The organism is Pseudomonas sp. HN11 (assembly GCF_021390155.1).
GTDB lineage: Bacteria > Pseudomonadota > Gammaproteobacteria > Pseudomonadales > Pseudomonadaceae > Aquipseudomonas.
The window spans coordinates 459431-474976 of record NZ_CP089985.1 but is presented as its reverse complement, the minus strand read 5'-3'; the positions used below and the strand labels follow the sequence as shown (position 1 = coordinate 474976).

Below are 15546 nucleotides of genomic sequence, written 5' to 3'. Positions count from 1 at the left end.
CTTATTACCTCCCCATCACCCAAATCAATCTTGCTATCCAGCTTCTATTCGCGCACTTAGACTCAGGCCAATTCCTCCAAAGGTAAGCCGCCATGTCCGAGACGCTGCTCAGTTCCCGCAATCTGGCTTTCGAGCTGTACGAAGTCCTCGATGCCGAGGGCCTGACCCAGCGTGAGCGGTTTGCCGAGCACAATCGCGAAACCTTCGATGCGGCCATCAGTACCGCACGCAGTATTGCGGAAAAATACTTCGCGCCCCACAACCGCAAGAACGACGAGAACGAACCGCGTTACGAAGATGGCAAGGCGATACTGATTCCGGAGGTAAAACCGGCGGTGGACGCGTTTCTCGAAGCCGGCTTCCTCAACGCGGCGCGCAGTTTCGAAGCGGGAGGCATGCAGCTGCCGACCCTGCTGTCACAAGCCTGTTTCGCGCACTTCCAGTCGGCGAACGCCGCCTCTACCTCCTACCCGTTCCTGACCATGGGCGCCGCCAACCTGATCGAAAGCTTCGGCTCCGACGATCAGAAACAACGCTTCCTGCAGCCAATGATCGACGGTCGTTTCTTCGGCACCATGGCCCTCACCGAACCCCACGCCGGTTCGTCACTGTCGGATATTCGTACCCGCGCAGAGCCTGCCGCTGACGGCACCTATCGACTCAAGGGCAACAAGATCTTCATTTCCGGCGGCGATCACCCGCTGTCGGAAAACATCGTGCACATGGTGCTGGCCAAGCTGCCGGACGCGCCGCCTGGGGTGAAGGGCATTTCGCTGTTTATCGTGCCTAAGTTCCTGGTGAACGACGACGGCAGCCTGGGCGAGCGCAACGATGTGTTGCTGGCGGGACTGTTCCACAAGATGGGCTGGCGCGGCACCACGTCCACCGCGCTGAACTTTGGCGATAACGGGCATTGCGTCGGCTATCTGGTGGGCAAGCCGCACCAGGGTTTGAGCTGCATGTTCCAGATGATGAACGAGGCGCGTATTGGCGTTGGCATGGGTGCGGTAATGCTGGGTTACGCCGGCTACCTCTACTCCCTGGAGTACGCCCGCGAACGCCCGCAAGGTCGCCTGCCCGATAGTAAAGATCCCACTACCGCACCGGTCTCGATCATTCAGCACGCGGATATCAAGCGAATGCTGCTCACCCAAAAATCCTACGTGGAAGGCGCCTTCGACCTCGGCCTCTACGCCGCGCGCCTGTTCGACGACACCACCACCCTGGCCAGCGAAACCGAGCGCAAGCAAGCCCACGAACTGCTGGACCTGCTCACCCCCATCGTCAAATCCTGGCCGTCGGAGTTCTGCCTCAAGGCCAACGAACTGGCGATCCAGATCCTCGGCGGCCATGGCTACACCCGCGAATACCCGGTGGAGCAGTACTACCGTGACAACCGTCTGAACCCGATCCATGAAGGCACTCACGGCATTCAGTCCCTGGATCTGCTCGGGCGCAAGCTGGCACAGAACGGCGGCGCGGGCCTGAAGCAACTCATCAGGCTGATTGCTGAAACCGGCGCCCGTGCGCAGCAATACCTTAGCCTCACCGCGTTAAGGGAACCACTGGAACAGCTGGTCAACCGCCTGCAAACCGTTACCATCGGCCTGCTGACGGATCTCGCCCACGGCAAGGTCAACAGCAGCCTGGCGAACTCGGCGCTGTACCTGAAAGTGTTCGGGCATACGGTGATTGGCTGGCGCTGGCTGGAACAGGCGATTCGCGCCGAAGAAGGCTTGGCCAAGGGCAATACGGCGGACGTGGCCTTCTATAAAGGCAAGCTCCAGGCCGCCCGGTACTTCCTGACCTGGGAAGTACCGAGCTGCCATCATGAACTGGCAATCTTGGAGGCCCGCGATGACACGTGCCTCGGCATGCAAGATGAGTGGTTCTAAGGCGTTCCGATCGCCTTGGCAATCACATCGACCGTGGCGCTGACTTGCTCTTGGTAACGGTCGAGTTCCTGCTGGTGCGCCTGCTGCATTTCGATCTGCTCGGCGCACAGGTTCAGCGCGGCCAGCACCAGCAACTTGTCCCCAATCAGGGTCGGGTACTTTTTCTTGGTGGTGGCCAGTGAGGCCTTGAGCATGGTCACAGCGTGCATCAGGGTTTTATCTTCCCCGGCCGGGGCCTTGATCGAGTAATCCTCTCCGAGAATCGAAACGACCTTTATCCCTTCACTCATGCGCCGACAGGCCCTGCGCTCACACGCTCAACCAGCGCCTGGATACGCGCGGCGGTGGCGCCGTGCTTTTCTTCCTGTTCCATCAGGTTCAGTTGCAGACTGTCGTTCTCATCCTTGGCGCGGGCCAGTTCGGCCTTGAGGGATTCGTTGGTGCCCAGCAGATCCTGGTTCTGCTGTACCAGGTCGCTGACCAGTTGTTCCAATTGGCTGAGGGATGCTTCTAACATTTTGATTTCTCTGGCTTTTTCAAAGGGCGGTGACGATAAAGAAAATTCACCTCGGATGCCAGGGTTATCCCCGGCGCGCAGCCCGATTTTTAAGGGCCGGGCCGCACTTTCGAGCCTTAGTGACTGCATTTACCGGATCTGGTTCCTGAATCGGCCCAACCCCTCGTCAGATGCGACAAAACCGCACACGCCCCTTTAGACTTTAGTCGTACGACCGATAAAAAGGGACACCCCATCTCATGGCCGCACGGATCGCGCTCTCCTCCAGGATTCCCGCATGTCGCTTCGTAATATGAATATCGCTCCGAGGGCCTTCCTCGGCTTCGCGTTTATTGGTGCGCTGATGTTGTTTCTCGGTGTGTTTGCCCTGAACCAGATGAGCAAAATCCGTGGCGCCACCGAAGACATCACCCTGTCCAGCGTGCCGAGCATTCGTGCACTCGATGAATTTACCCAGCTGACCCTGCGCCTGCGCGTACTGTCGTATCGCCTGCTGACCAACCGTGAGCCGGAGGTTCAGCAAAAAACCCTGGAAGCGTTTGAAGTGCGTAATCAGCAGATTCGTACGGCCCAGGGCATCTACGAAAAACTGATCGAGAGCAGCGAAGAGCGCTCGACCTACGATGAATACGTGCGCCTGCTCGGCCAGTACCACCAGATTGAAGAGCGCATGAAGAGCCTGTCTCGCGCCAATCAAGTGGAAGAATTGCGTACCCTGCTCAACACCGAACTGCTGAGCAACTCCGAGCAGGTCAACGCCGTGCTCACGCGCCTGCTGGACATCAACAACAAGATGGCCCTGGCCACCAATCAGGACGCCGAAGACCAATACAACATGGCCTTCAACATGGTGGTGAGCCTTCTGGTGATCGCCACCCTGCTGACCCTGCTGTTCGCCTGGCTGCTGACCCGCAGCATCACCCTGCCCATTTCCCAGGCATTGGAGGCGGCCGAAGAAGTGGCCGACGGCAACCTGACGCGGCCAATCAAGGTCGACGGCAACGACGAAGCCGGGCGCCTGCTGGCCGCCATGGCCAAGATGCAGGACAAACTGCGTGACACCCTGCAACGCATCGCCGGGTCCGCGACGCAGCTGGCGTCTGCTGCCGAGGAACTGAACGCCGTCACCGACGAAAGCGCCCGTGGCCTGACCCAGCAAAACAACGAAATCGAACAAGCCGCCACGGCGGTGAATGAGATGACCAGTGCGGTCGAAGAAGTCGCCCGCAACGCGGTCAGCACCTCCGAAGCTTCGCGCAACGCCACCACTTCCGCCGGTGATGGCCGTGACTTGGTACAGGAAACCGTCAGCGCCATCGAACGCATGAGCGGCGACGTGCAGGCCACGGCCACCCTGATTGGTGACCTGGCCAATGAGTCGCGCGACATCGGTAAAGTGCTGGACGTGATTCGCGGCCTGGCTGACCAGACCAACCTGCTGGCCCTGAACGCCGCGATTGAAGCGGCGCGTGCCGGTGAAGCCGGTCGCGGCTTTGCGGTGGTGGCCGATGAAGTGCGGGCCCTCGCTCATCGCACCCAGCAGTCGACCAGCGAAATCGAGCGGATGATCGGCAGTATCCAGGCCGGCACTGAACATGCGGTGGATTCAATGCGTAACAGCACTGAACGCGCGGAATCGACGCTGAACATCGCCAAAGGCGCGGGGATGTCGCTGGATACCATCAATACGGCGATTGTCGAAATCAACGAACGCAACCTGGTGATCGCCAGCGCGGCGGAAGAGCAGGCCCAGGTGGCACGGGAAGTGGACCGTAACCTGGTGAATATCCGCGATCTGTCGGTGCAATCGGCGACTGGCGCCAGCCAGACCAGTGCCGCGAGCAGTGAGCTGTCGCGCCTGGCGGTGGATTTGAATGGGATGGTCGGGCGCTTCCGCCTCTAACTGACACGCCTCAGTCAAAATGTGGGAGCGGGCTTGCTCGCGAATGCAGTGGTTCAGTCAGCATATCTTTAGCTGATGTGCCGCATTCGCGAGCAAGCCCGCTCTCACATTGGATCTGGATGAATCAGAAAAAGCTTTTTGACAGCACCGCAATTCAACAGGTTAGAATCGCTGGCACGTAGACTGCATGGTCAGTTTGCGCCCCGTCTTGTTTGCTCATGGAGTACTGCCTTTGAATGCGACGACCATCAACAGCCTGTTCTTGATCGGCGCGTTGCTGGTGAGTGCGAGCATTCTGGTGAGTTCTCTTTCGTCGCGCCTGGGCATCCCGATCCTGGTAATTATCCTGGCCGTGGGCATGGTCGCCGGCGTCGATGGCGGCGGCATCATCTTCGATAACTACCCAACCGCTTACCTGGTGGGCAACCTCGCTCTGGCCGTGATCCTGCTCGATGGCGGTTTGCGCACCCGGGTGGCCAGTTTCCGCGTGGCGCTCTGGCCGGCGTTGTCGCTGGCCACGGTGGGGGTGTTGATTACCACCGGCCTCACTGGCATGGCCGCAGCCTGGCTGTTTGACCTCAACATCATCCAAGGCTTGTTGATTGGCGCCATCGTTGGTTCCACGGACGCCGCGGCGGTGTTCTCGTTGCTCGGCGGCAAAGGGCTCAACGAGCGGGTCACCGCCAGCCTGGAAATCGAATCCGGCAGCAACGACCCGATGGCGGTGTTCCTCACTGTCACCTTGATCGACATGCTCGCCAGCGGCCAGACCGGCCTGCACTGGAGCCTGTTGACCCACTTGGTGCGCGAGTTCGGTATCGGCGGCGTGGTCGGCCTGGGCGGCGGCTGGCTGATGCTGCAAATGGTCAACCGCATCAACCTGGCCACCGGTCTGTACCCGATCCTGGTGATCGCCGGCGGCCTGTTCGTGTTCGCCGTGACCAACGCCCTGCACGGCAGCGGCTTCCTCGCCGTGTACCTGTGCGGCCTGGTGATCGGCAACCGCCCGGTGCGCAGCCGTCATGGCATTTTGCATATGCTCGACGGCATGGCCTGGCTCGCGCAGATCGGCATGTTCCTGGTGCTGGGCCTGCTGGTCACACCTCATGATTTGCTGCCGATTGCACTGCCAGCCCTGGGCCTGGCGCTGTGGATGATCCTGTTTGCGCGACCATTGTCGGTGATGGTCGGCCTGCTGCCGTTCAAAGCGTTCCACGGACGCGAAAAGGCCTTTATCGCCTGGGTAGGTTTGCGCGGCGCGGTGCCGATCATTCTGGCGGTGTTCCCACTGATGGCCGGGCTGCCCCATGCGCAGTTGTACTTCAACCTGGCGTTCTTCATCGTGCTAGTGTCGCTGCTGGTGCAGGGCACGAGCCTGCCGTGGGTGGCCAAGCTGCTCAAAGTCACCGTACCGCCGGACCCGGCGCCGATTTCCCGTGCCGCGCTGGAAGTGCACGTCACCAGCGAGTGGGAACTGTTCGTCTACCGCCTGGGCGCAGAGAAATGGTGCATCGGCGCTGCCCTGCGTGAACTGAAAATGCCCGAAGGCACGCGGATTGCCGCGCTGTTCCGGGGCCAGCAACTGCTCCATCCGTCGGGTAGTACGGTGTTGGAAGTCGGCGATTTGCTCTGTGTGATCGGCCATGAACACAACCTTCCGGCCTTGGGCAAGCTGTTCAGCCAGGCGCCGCAACGGGGTCTGGACCTGCGTTTCTTCGGCGACTTCGTGTTGGAAGGCGACGCCCAGCTGGGCGCGGTATCCGCGCTGTACGGCCTGAAGCTGGAAGGCATCGACCCGGACATGCCGCTGAGCAGTTTCATCACCCAGAAAGTCGGCGGCGCCCCCATCGTCGGCGACCAGGTGGAATGGAACAACACCATCTGGACCGTCGCGGTCATGGACGGGAACAAGATCGGCAAAGTGGGCGTCAGATTCCCCGAAGGAAGTCGCCCGGGCCCCGGACTCTTCCTCTAAACTGCGGGGCGACGACGCCCCCGATTCTTCACCTTGCAAGACCGGTCTCTATGCCTACCCTGCGCACGTTCATCGCCACTGCCCTGCTGGGCCTGACCCTTTGTGTCGGCACCGTTCACGCGGCCGACCCGCCCAGCGCCGACGCCATCCAGCAAACCCTGGACAAGCTGCCCGACCGCAAACTGCCCGACGCCGACATGAAGGCGCTGCAGACCGTCCTGCAGCAGACCCTGACGTACCTGGGCAACAAGCAGGATTACGAGCAGCGCCTGGTCGACCTCAAACGCCAGCTGGAAGACGCACCGCGCCAGACCGCCGACAACCAGCGCGAACTGACCCGGCTCAAAGCCACCAAAATCATCCCGGTCGCCCAGCGCTACGCCACCTTGCCAGTGCCGCAGCTGGAACAACTGCTGGTGCAGCGCAGCACCCAGCAAGGCGACCTGCAAAAAGAACTGGCCGATGCCAACAGCCTGTCCATCGCCGCCCAGACCCGCCCCGAACGCGCCCAGACCGAAATCAGCAGCAGCCAGACGCGCATCCTGCAGATCAATTCGATCCTCAAGACCGGCAAGGACAACGGCAAGGCCCTCACCGGCGACCAGCGCAACCAGCTCAACGCCGAACTGGCCGCCCTCAACGCATTGATCCCGCTGCGCCGCCAGGAGCTGGCGGGCAATAGCCAACTGCAAGACCTGGGCAACAGCCAGCACGACCTGATCCAGGAAAAAACCGCACGCCTGGAGCAAGAGATCCAGGACCTGCAAACCCTGATCAACCAGAAGCGCCTGGCTCAGTCCCAGCAGACTGTGACCCAGCAGTCCATCGAAGCGCAAAAGGCCGGCAGCAGCAGCCTGCTCGCCACCGAGAGCGCGGCCAACCTGAAGCTGTCCGACTACCTGCTCAAAAGCACCGACCGCCTCAACGACCTGACCCAGAAGAACCTGAAAACCAAACAGCAACTGGACACCGTGACCCAGAGCGATTCGGCCCTGGACGAGCAGATCAACGTGCTCAAGGGCAGCCTGTTGCTGTCCAAGATCCTCTACAAACAAAAGCAGGCCCTGCCGCGCCTGACCGTAGACCGCGATCTGGCGGACGACATCGCCAACATTCGCCTGTACCAGTTCGAGGTCAACCAGCAGCGCGAACTGATCAGTTCGCCCAGCGCCTATGTGGATAACTTGCTGGCGAATCAGGCGCCGGAGGATGTCACCCCGCAGTTGCGCCGCACCTTGCTCGAATTGGCGATCACCCGCAGCGACTTGCTGGAGCGCCTGAGCCGTGAGCTGAGCGCGCTGCTCAATGAATCCATTACCCTGCAACTGAACCAGAAACAACTGCTCAGTACCGCCACCACCCTGCGCGCGACGCTGGATGAGCAGATGTTCTGGATCCCCAGCAACAAGCCGCTGGACACCGAATGGCTGGAAACCGTACCAGCGCACCTGAGCAAGCAAGTCGCCACCCTGCCCTGGGCTTCCAGCGTCAGCGAACTGTATGACGGTCTGACCCAGCGCCCGCTGCTGTTCCTGCCCCTGCTGCTGTTGATCGGCGCATTGCTGTGGCGTCGTAAAAACCTGTACCAGCGCCTGAACAAGGTGCATCTGGACATCGGCCACTTCAAGCGTGACAGTCAGTGGCACACGCCGCAGGCCATCCTGATCAATATCCTGCTGGCAATGCCGGTGTCCCTGGGCTTGGCGTTGTGCGGCTACGCGCTGCAGATCGACGCCCGTGGGCAAAACGCCAACCTCGGTTCGGCCCTGTTGCAGATCGCCCAGGCCTGGCTGGTGTTCTATACCGCTTATCGCATCCTGGCGCCCGGTGGCGTGGCGGAACTGCACTTTCGCTGGGAAAAACCCCAGGTCGAATTCCTGCAAGGCTGGGTGCGCAAGCTCGGGCTGGTGGTACTGGCCCTGGTGGCCGTGGTGGCCATCGCCGAGCACCAACCGGCGGCGCTGGCCGACGACGTGCTGGGCATCGGCGTGGTGCTCACCTGCTACGCGCTGATGGCCTGGCTGCTCGGCCGCCTGTTGCTCAACAGCCCGACTCACGAAAAAGCCTCGCTGTTCCGCAAGGCCGTGGGCCTGTTGTTTACCGCGCTGCCCATCGCGTTGTTTATTGCGGTGTGTTTCGGCTACTACTACACCGCGCTCAAACTGAGTGACCGACTGATCAACACCCTGTATCTGCTGATGTTCTGGCTGGTGATCGAAGCCACCTTCGTTCGCTGGCTGAGTGTCGCCGCACGACGCCTGGCCTACGCCCGGGCCCTGGCCAAACGCCAGGCCGCCAAAGAAGCCGGCGAAGGCGAAGCGGTGATCGAAGAGCCAACCCTGGACATCGAAAAGGTCAACGAACAGTCCTTGCGACTGATCCGTCTGGCCCTGCTCGGGGGCTTTATCGCGGCGCTGTACTGGGTATGGTCGGACCTGATCTCGGTGTTCTCTTACCTGGACAACGTCACTCTCTACGAATACACCAGCGGCACAGGCGCCAATATCAGCATGGTGCCCATTAGCATCGGCGACTTGCTCGGTGCATTGATCATCATCGGCATCACCTTCGCCTTGGCGCGCAACCTGCCCGGCCTGCTTGAAGTGCTGGTGCTGTCCAAGTTGGACCTGGCCCAAGGCAGCGCCTATGCGACCACTACGTTGCTGTCGTATGTGATTGCCGGCGTCGGCTTCGTCTCCACCCTGTCCACCCTCGGCGTCAGCTGGGACAAGTTGCAATGGCTGGTGGCGGCGCTGTCGGTGGGGTTGGGCTTCGGGATGCAGGAAATCTTCGCCAACTTTATCTCCGGCATCATGATCCTGTTCGAACGCCCGGTGCGCATCGGCGACACCATCACCATCGGCAACCTGTCGGGCACGGTGAGCAAGATCCGCATCCGCGCCACCACGATCACCGACTTTGACCGCAAGGACATCATTGTCCCGAACAAGACCTTCATCACCGGGCAACTGATCAACTGGTCGCTGACCGACACCATCACCCGCGTCACCCTCAAACTCGGCGTGGACTACGGCTCGGATCTGGACCTGGTGAAGGAACTGTTACTCAAGGCCGCCAGGGAAAACCCACGGGTCCTGAAAGAACCAGAACCCCACGTGTACTTCCTCAATTTCGGCGAAAGCACCCTCGACCACGAACTGCGCATGCACGTGCGCGACCTGGGTGACCGTAACCCGGTGCTGGACGAGGTCAACCGCTACATCAACCGTGAGTTCAAAAAGCAGCACATCAACATCTCGTTCCGGCAGATGGAGGTGTACCTGAAGAACATGCACGGCCAGGAATACAAACTGGTGCCGGTTGAGGATGACCGCAAGACCATCGCCGCACCCGCCACAGAGCAAGATGCCCCCGAGCCGCCGCCCGGCAAAGTCGACGACGCGCCGCAACCGCCGCCGAGCAAACTCGACTAACCGCGCTATCCCCAGCAGAATGCTCGGACATTCTGCTGGAGATGGCCGGTGAAAGCCCTCGACGAACTGACCTTCGATAACCGCTTCGCACGCCTGGGCGACGCGTTCTCGACCCACGTACTGCCTGAGCCCCTCGACGCACCGCGCCTGGTCGTGGCGAGCGAGGCCGCCATGGCCCTGCTCGATCTTGACCCCGCCGTGGCCGAAACGCCGGTATTTGCCGAGCTGTTTAGCGGCCACAAGCTGTGGGCCGAGGCAGAACCGCGGGCGATGGTCTATTCCGGGCATCAGTTCGGCGGCTACACCCCGCAGCTGGGTGACGGCCGTGGGTTGTTACTGGGTGAGGTGTACAACGAAGCCGGCGAGCACTGGGACCTGCACCTCAAGGGCGCCGGGATGACACCTTACTCACGCATGGGCGATGGGCGTGCCGTGTTGCGCTCGTCGATCCGTGAGTTTCTGGCCTCCGAAGCCCTGCACGCGCTGGGCATCCCCAGCAGCCGCGCACTGTGCGTGATCGGCTCCGACACCCCCGTGTGGCGTGAGAAACAGGAGCGTGGCGCGATGGTATTGCGCATGGCGCACAGCCATATCCGCTTCGGCCATTTCGAATATTTCTACTACACCAAGAAGCCCGAGCAGCAGGCGCTGTTGGCCGAGCATGTACTGAACCTGCACTACCCCGAGTGCCGCGAACAACCCGAGCCGTACCTGGCGATGTTCCGCGAAATCGTCGAGCGCAACGCCGAATTGATCGCCAAGTGGCAGGCTTATGGCTTCTGCCATGGCGTGATGAACACCGACAACATGTCGATCCTCGGCATCACTTTCGACTTCGGGCCGTTTGCGTTTTTGGATGACTTTGACGCGCACTTCATCTGCAACCACTCGGACCATGAAGGGCGCTATTCCTTCAGCAATCAGGTGCCGATTGGGCAGTGGAACTTGAGTGCATTGGCGCAAGCACTGACGCCGTTTATCAGCGTCGACGCCTTGAAAGAAGCCCTTGGGCTGTACCTGCCGCTGTATCAGGCGAACTATCTGGACCTGATGCGCCGCCGCCTGGGACTCACCACCGCCGAAGACGATGACCAGCAGTTGGTGGAGCGTTTATTGAAGCTGATGCAGAACAGCGGCGTGGATTACACCCTGTTCTTCCGCCGCCTGGGGGATGAGTCGGCGGCGTTGGCCGTAGCGCGGTTGCGCGATGACTTTGTCGACCTGGCCGGGTTTGATGCCTGGGCCGAGCAGTACAAGGCGCGTGTTGTACGGGATGGTGACTACAGCGAGGAACAGCGCCGTGCGCGGATGCATGCGGTGAACCCGCTGTATATATTGCGCAACTATCTTGCGCAGAATGCCATCGCTGCCGCCGAGTCCGGGGATTACAGCGAGGTACGACGGCTGCATGAAGTGCTTTCCAGGCCGTTTGAGGAGCAAGCGGGGATGGAGCAATACGCACAGCGGCCGCCGGATTGGGGGAAGCATTTGGAGATTAGTTGTTCCTCGTAAAAACCTTTAAATGAAGGTTTCTACTGAAACCCCAAAACGCTCAGCCAGCCAACGTATTTGACGTATGTTGAGCTGGCGCTTGCCACGCAATCTCTCGGAGACGAGCGATTGCGCCCCCCCCGGCAGATCGCATCTGGTCTTGATAAACCTCGTTGCCGGCTCCAGATTGAACCTAATGGCCACACCCTAGGAGCCCCCGATGTCCGAACCTCTTGTAATCCCCTGCCCCCACTGCAACGGGCTCAACCGCATCCCCGGTGAACGCCTGGGTGATGCGCCAAAGTGCGGGCGCTGCAAGCAGCCGGTTTTGTTGAACAAGCCGTTTGAGCTGAAACAAGGCGACTACGCCAGCCAGATCAAAGGCGACCTGCCGTTGCTGGTGGATGTATGGGCCGACTGGTGTGGCCCGTGTAAATCGTTTGCGCCGGTGTTCGAGCAGGCGGCCGGGCAGTTGGCGGGCAAGTGCCGGCTGGCCAAGCTGGACAGCGAGGCCAATCAGCAGTTGTCGGCGCAGTTGGGGATTCGCTCGATTCCCAGCTTGATTCTGTTCAAGAACGGTCGCGAAGTGGCTCGCCAGAGTGGGGCGTTTCCGTTGCCGCAGTTGATGGCGTGGTTACGCAGCCAGGGCATTTGACACCCGACCTGGAGGAGCCGACTTGCCGGTGATGGCGTTCTTGAGGGCGCCATCGCCGGCAAGCCGGCTCCTACAGCGATGGTATTCCAGCGTTAGGCCACGGGTGTTTCGCGGTCCATCATCTGGCCGACCAGCAGTACACCCAGCTCGCTCAATTGGTGGATCGCCAAAGCAACGTCTCGGTGTTCGCCGGTAAGGTCGTTGGACAGGTTGAGCAACAGGGTGCGAACGGATGAGAAGGTTTCGTAGCTGTTGAGGACTAGGGTTTCGTTGGGGAGGTTGGGGGTGACGGTGAATAACATGCTTTTCGTTCTCTGATAGGGCCACCACCTATTCGCTACTAAACAAGGGCGGCGGCTGTACGCAGGTTAGTAGACCGGGAACGAAAGCAAAAACCGGCGCACCCGAAGGTGCCCTGCGCACAGCCACCATCAGATAGGCGAAAAACGCCATGCTGTCGGAGCGGTGCACATACTTTCGTCTGACTGGGCTACTAAACCCGACCACTGAGAATTCAGCGGCCCGAGAACCTTAAGAGAAGCCCATCCAGACGCACAAGCCGGGCGATTCTGGCTTACCTGTAGGCATCGTTACAAGGCATAACCCCATTGCCAGACCCGTCCTACAGCCTCTGTGGGACAAATCCAGCGGCTGGAATGCAGAACCAAGTGTGGGAGCTGGCTTGCCTGCGATGCAGGCGACTCGATCTGCCTGATACACCGAGGCGATGCGATCGCAGGCAAGCCAGCTCCCACACTGATCGCATTTCAAACTCAGGTCCGCGCTGCCTTTCAGATCACGCGTTTTCCAGCAGGTTATGCAGCTCCACAAATTGCTGTGTGAGCTTATGCCGTGGGTCCAGGTGGATCAGCGGCTTGCTCTCCTGGTGCGATTCACGCATGCGTACGGAACTGGCCAGGTACACCGGCAACACCGGCAGGCCCTCAGCAATCAACTCATCCAGCATCTGCTGCGGCAGGCTCGCCCGGGCCTGGAACTGGTTGACCACGATGCCTTCGACTTCAAGGCCTTCGTTGTGGTCTTCCTTCAACTCTTCGATTTCTGCCAGCAAGCCATAGAGGGCCTGGCGCGAAAAGCTGTCGCAATCGAAGGGGATCAGCACGCGATCAGCGGCAATTAACGCCGAAACTGCATAGAAGTTCAGCGCCGGCGGCGTATCCAGATAGATCCGGTCGTAATCTTCGCTCAGTTCATCCAGCAACTTTCGCAGCTTGTTGATCTTGTGCTTGGCCTCAAGCTTGGGCTGCAGGTCCGCCAATTCGGCGGTGGCGGTGATCACGTGCAGGTTGTCGAAGGGTGTCTCGTAGATATCCACCCGGTTTTTTTTCGAAAACGGCCCGGAAGACAGGGTTTGCTTGAAGAATTCGGCAATGCCCATCGGTATATCTTCGCCGGTCAGCCCGGTGAGGTATTGGGTTGAGTTGGCTTGTGCATCGAGGTCCACCAACAGGGTTCGATAGCCTTCGCTGGCGCTGACTGCCGCCAGGTTGCAGGCAATGCTGGACTTGCCAACGCCGCCTTTCTGATTGAACACCACACGCCGCATGGAAAAACCTCCGTGTATCAATGAATGTCCGAGTGTAGAGGGCAAAAGCGCCTGTTAGCTACCTCGTTCATCCATGCACTACTGCATCGCAATACGATCGGCGCCCGGTCTGTCATACGCAACCGACAGATTAAAAAGAACGGTCCGACAATCCAATCAGTTCCCTGGTAAAGGACAATCTGTAAATCCTTTCCACTATTTTGTAATCAACCGTGCGCAAATCTTTACCAAAGTTTGCTAGAACCCCACGGCACCGGGATAATGCGCGCCATTCGGCTATTGTTCCCTGTCCCGGTATTCGGGGCCAAAAGCCACACATGGAAGCCCGCAGGGGCGGGATACCTTCTCAGTGATCACTTTCAACATCGCCCAATGGCGCGCCTGGGCCCCAGGGCTCGATAGCGTGGACGACTGGCACGCCTGGTGCCAGGCCCCGGTATTGCTGCCTGCAAGCGAAGCCGCCCCTGATGTCTCGTTTCTGCCAGCCATGCAACGCCGCCGCTTGAGCCGCCTGGCGCGCATGGCCTTCAGCGTGGGCTGGCCACTGGCCGAGGGCTTGCAGGACCTGCCGCTGGTGTTCGTTTCCCGGCATGGCGAAACCCCGCGCACCCTCGACATCCTCAGTGACCTGGCCAACGACCAGCCGCTGTCGCCGACTCAGTTCAGCCTGTCGGTGCACAACGCAGTGATTGGCCTGTGGTCGATCCTGCGCAATGAAACCAGCGAAATGACCGCGCTTGCTGCCACTGGCGACGGCCTGGAACACGGCGTGCTAGAAGCCGCCACCCTGCTCAACGAGGGCGCGCCGGCCGTTTTGCTGGTGATTACCGAAGAACAGCCGCCCGAAGCCTACACCCGCTGGATTCGCGATGTGCCCTTCCCTTACGCCCTCGGCCTGCTGCTGACACCGGGCGACGAGTGGCAACTGGAACTGAACAGCGACACTGTCCAACTCACTCAAACCCGGTGGCCTCACGCCCTGAACCTGCTGCGCACCCTGCTCACCGAACAGGTCGCCTGCCAACATGCCTGGAAGAACCGTGTATGGAACTGGCAACGCAAGCCCTGAACGAAAAACCACGGGACGCCTACTACTGGCGCCTGTTCGCCACCGCCGCCAGCTTCGCACTGTTCGGCTTCGGTGGGTTGTGCCTGCGTTTGCTGGTGTTCCCGCTGCTCAGTTGCCTGCCAGGTAACGCTGCAAAACACCGCAGCCGCGCCCGCCACACCATCAGTTGGCTGTTCTGGTTCTTTATTCGCCTGATGCAACGCGCCGGCGTGCTCACCTACAGCGTCGAAGGCGCGGAAAAACTCGGCCGCCCGGGCCAGATGATCATCGCCAACCACCCGTCGTTGATCGACGTGGTGTTCCTGATCGGCCTGGTTCGCCAGGCCAACTGCGTGGTCAAGCAGAGCCTGTGGCAGAACCCCTTCACCCGTGGACCGGTGCGCGACGCTGGCTATATCAGCAACGATGGCAGTGCCGAAATGCTCGATGCGGCGGCTGACGCCCTGCGCACCGGCCAGACCCTGATCATCTTTCCCGAAGGCACCCGCACCACACCCGGCGCGGCGCCTGCCTTTCATCGCGGCGGCGCCGCCATTGCGCTGCGCGGTGCGACAATCATCACCCCCGTGGTGATCAAGGTCAGCCCTACGACGCTGACCAAGGCCGAACCCTGGTATCGCATCCCAAAATGCCGCGTGCACTTCAGTTTGCGGGTGGGTGCCGATATAGAACCACAGGCGTTCGCAACATTGGGCCCCGCGCCCCAGGCCTCACGCAAGCTCAACGATTACCTGCATCACTATTTTATTAAGGAGCTCGCCGAAGATGAGCGACCAACACCGCCTTGAGCACGACATAAAAACGCTGATCATCGAGGCTCTGGGCCTGGAAGACATCAGCGTCGACGACATCGGCAGCGAGCAAACCCTGTTCGGCGAAGGCCTCGGCCTGGATTCGGTAGACGCCCTGGAATTGGGCCTGGCGATCCAGAAAAAGTACGGCATCAAGATCGATGCCGACGCCAAGGACACCCGCAATCACTTCACCAACGTGGCCAGCCTTGCGGCGTTCGTCACGGCCAGACAGGCAGCTTGAGACCG

13 protein-coding genes and 2 pseudogenes are annotated in these 15546 nt (G+C 60.6%); 10 read left to right on the top strand and 5 right to left on the bottom strand.

Annotated elements, in window-relative coordinates; all coding sequences use genetic code 11:
• Positions 1-92 precede the first annotated feature (92 nt).
• Entirely contained in the window at positions 93-1895 is a 1803-nt protein-coding gene (locus tag LVW35_RS02180) for an acyl-CoA dehydrogenase (RefSeq protein WP_233893493.1), read from the top strand.
• On the opposite strand, the gene LVW35_RS02175 is transcribed toward LVW35_RS02180, so the two are convergent.
• Both LVW35_RS02175 and LVW35_RS02170 read right to left on the bottom strand, forming a co-directional pair.
• Entirely contained in the window at positions 1892-2185 is a 294-nt protein-coding gene (locus tag LVW35_RS02175) for a cell division protein ZapA (RefSeq protein ID WP_233893492.1), read from the bottom strand. The genes LVW35_RS02180 and LVW35_RS02175 overlap by 4 nt on opposite strands.
• The gene (locus LVW35_RS02170; RefSeq protein WP_016977201.1) at positions 2182-2412 is read right to left on the bottom strand and encodes a hypothetical protein; all 231 of its coding nucleotides are present in this window, start codon (positions 2410-2412) and stop codon (positions 2182-2184) included. The genes LVW35_RS02175 and LVW35_RS02170 overlap by 4 nt, the downstream gene beginning before the upstream one ends.
• Positions 2413-2689: 277 nt before the next feature.
• Between LVW35_RS02170 and LVW35_RS29050 the strand changes: the two are divergent.
• The 5 genes and pseudogenes from LVW35_RS29050 to selO all read left to right on the top strand — a co-directional run.
• Positions 2690-3412: pseudogene (locus LVW35_RS29050) on the top strand (MCP four helix bundle domain-containing protein); the annotation flags it as partial.
• A 30-nt stretch (positions 3413-3442) separates the two neighbouring features.
• On the top strand, positions 3443-4315 hold the full coding sequence (locus tag LVW35_RS29045; RefSeq protein WP_370694346.1) for a methyl-accepting chemotaxis protein: 873 nt from the start codon (positions 3443-3445) through the stop codon (positions 4313-4315).
• A 232-nt stretch (positions 4316-4547) separates the two neighbouring features.
• The gene (locus tag LVW35_RS02160; RefSeq protein ID WP_016977199.1) at positions 4548-6290 is read left to right on the top strand and encodes a potassium/proton antiporter; all 1743 of its coding nucleotides are present in this window, start codon (positions 4548-4550) and stop codon (positions 6288-6290) included.
• 50 nt (positions 6291-6340) lie between these two features.
• Positions 6341-9724 carry a mechanosensitive channel MscK gene (gene mscK / locus LVW35_RS02155; RefSeq protein WP_233893490.1) on the top strand — a complete coding sequence of 1128 codons (3384 nt, stop codon included), beginning with the start codon at positions 6341-6343 and terminating at the stop codon, positions 9722-9724.
• Between the two features lie 48 nt (positions 9725-9772).
• Positions 9773-11236 carry a protein adenylyltransferase SelO gene (selO, locus tag LVW35_RS02150; RefSeq protein ID WP_233893489.1) on the top strand — a complete coding sequence of 488 codons (1464 nt, stop codon included), beginning with the start codon at positions 9773-9775 and terminating at the stop codon, positions 11234-11236.
• A 6-nt stretch (positions 11237-11242) separates the two neighbouring features.
• On the opposite strand, the pseudogene LVW35_RS02145 reads toward selO, so the two are convergent.
• Positions 11243-11374: pseudogene (locus LVW35_RS02145) on the bottom strand (transcriptional regulator); the annotation flags it as partial.
• 61 nt (positions 11375-11435) lie between these two features.
• On the opposite strand from LVW35_RS02145, the gene trxC reads away from it, so the two are divergent.
• On the top strand, positions 11436-11870 hold the full coding sequence (trxC, locus tag LVW35_RS02140; protein ID WP_078046533.1) for a thioredoxin TrxC: 435 nt from the start codon (positions 11436-11438) through the stop codon (positions 11868-11870).
• Between the two features lie 92 nt (positions 11871-11962).
• Here the strand turns inward: trxC and LVW35_RS02135 are convergent, their stop codons facing one another.
• Complete coding sequence (locus tag LVW35_RS02135; protein WP_078046532.1) at positions 11963-12172, bottom strand: DUF6124 family protein; 210 nt, start codon at positions 12170-12172, stop codon at positions 11963-11965.
• Positions 12173-12666: 494 nt separating this feature from the next.
• The gene (locus LVW35_RS02130) at positions 12667-13437 is read right to left on the bottom strand and encodes a ParA family protein (RefSeq protein ID WP_078046531.1); all 771 of its coding nucleotides are present in this window, start codon (positions 13435-13437) and stop codon (positions 12667-12669) included.
• A gap of 349 nt (positions 13438-13786) precedes the next feature.
• Here LVW35_RS02130 and LVW35_RS02125 point away from each other — a divergent pair, with 349 nt between their 5' ends.
• From LVW35_RS02125 to LVW35_RS02115, 3 genes are read left to right on the top strand one after another with little or no spacing between them, the layout of a single operon-like run.
• Positions 13787-14506 (top strand): beta-ketoacyl synthase chain length factor, encoded by a 720-nt coding sequence (locus LVW35_RS02125; RefSeq protein ID WP_233893488.1) that lies wholly within the window; start codon positions 13787-13789, stop codon positions 14504-14506.
• Positions 14482-15294: a lysophospholipid acyltransferase family protein gene (locus tag LVW35_RS02120; protein WP_233893487.1), complete on the top strand. Its 813-nt coding sequence runs from the start codon at positions 14482-14484 to the stop codon at positions 15292-15294. Before LVW35_RS02125 ends, LVW35_RS02120 begins: the two co-directional genes overlap by 25 nt.
• Positions 15272-15541 carry a phosphopantetheine-binding protein gene (locus LVW35_RS02115; protein ID WP_014716603.1) on the top strand — a complete coding sequence of 90 codons (270 nt, stop codon included), beginning with the start codon at positions 15272-15274 and terminating at the stop codon, positions 15539-15541. The genes LVW35_RS02120 and LVW35_RS02115 overlap by 23 nt, the downstream gene beginning before the upstream one ends.
• Positions 15542-15546 lie beyond the last annotated feature (5 nt).

Excerpts from the sequence above, each read along its gene's own strand:
- LVW35_RS02180 (WP_233893493.1), top strand. The coding sequence starts at position 93 with ATGTCCGAGACGCTGCTCAGTTCCCGCAATCTGGCTTTCGAGCTGTAC.
- LVW35_RS02175 (WP_233893492.1), bottom strand. The coding sequence starts at position 2,185 with ATGAGTGAAGGGATAAAGGTCGTTTCGATTCTCGGAGAGGATTACTCG.
- LVW35_RS02170 (WP_016977201.1), bottom strand. The coding sequence starts at position 2,412 with ATGTTAGAAGCATCCCTCAGCCAATTGGAACAACTGGTCAGCGACCTG.
- LVW35_RS29045 (WP_370694346.1), top strand. The coding sequence starts at position 3,443 with ATGGCCAAGATGCAGGACAAACTGCGTGACACCCTGCAACGCATCGCC.
- mscK (WP_233893490.1), top strand. The coding sequence starts at position 6,341 with ATGCCTACCCTGCGCACGTTCATCGCCACTGCCCTGCTGGGCCTGACC.
- trxC (WP_078046533.1), top strand. The coding sequence starts at position 11,436 with ATGTCCGAACCTCTTGTAATCCCCTGCCCCCACTGCAACGGGCTCAAC.
- LVW35_RS02135 (WP_078046532.1), bottom strand. The coding sequence starts at position 12,172 with ATGTTATTCACCGTCACCCCCAACCTCCCCAACGAAACCCTAGTCCTC.
- LVW35_RS02130 (WP_078046531.1), bottom strand. The coding sequence starts at position 13,437 with ATGCGGCGTGTGGTGTTCAATCAGAAAGGCGGCGTTGGCAAGTCCAGC.
- LVW35_RS02120 (WP_233893487.1), top strand. The coding sequence starts at position 14,482 with ATGGAACTGGCAACGCAAGCCCTGAACGAAAAACCACGGGACGCCTAC.
- LVW35_RS02115 (WP_014716603.1), top strand. The coding sequence starts at position 15,272 with ATGAGCGACCAACACCGCCTTGAGCACGACATAAAAACGCTGATCATC.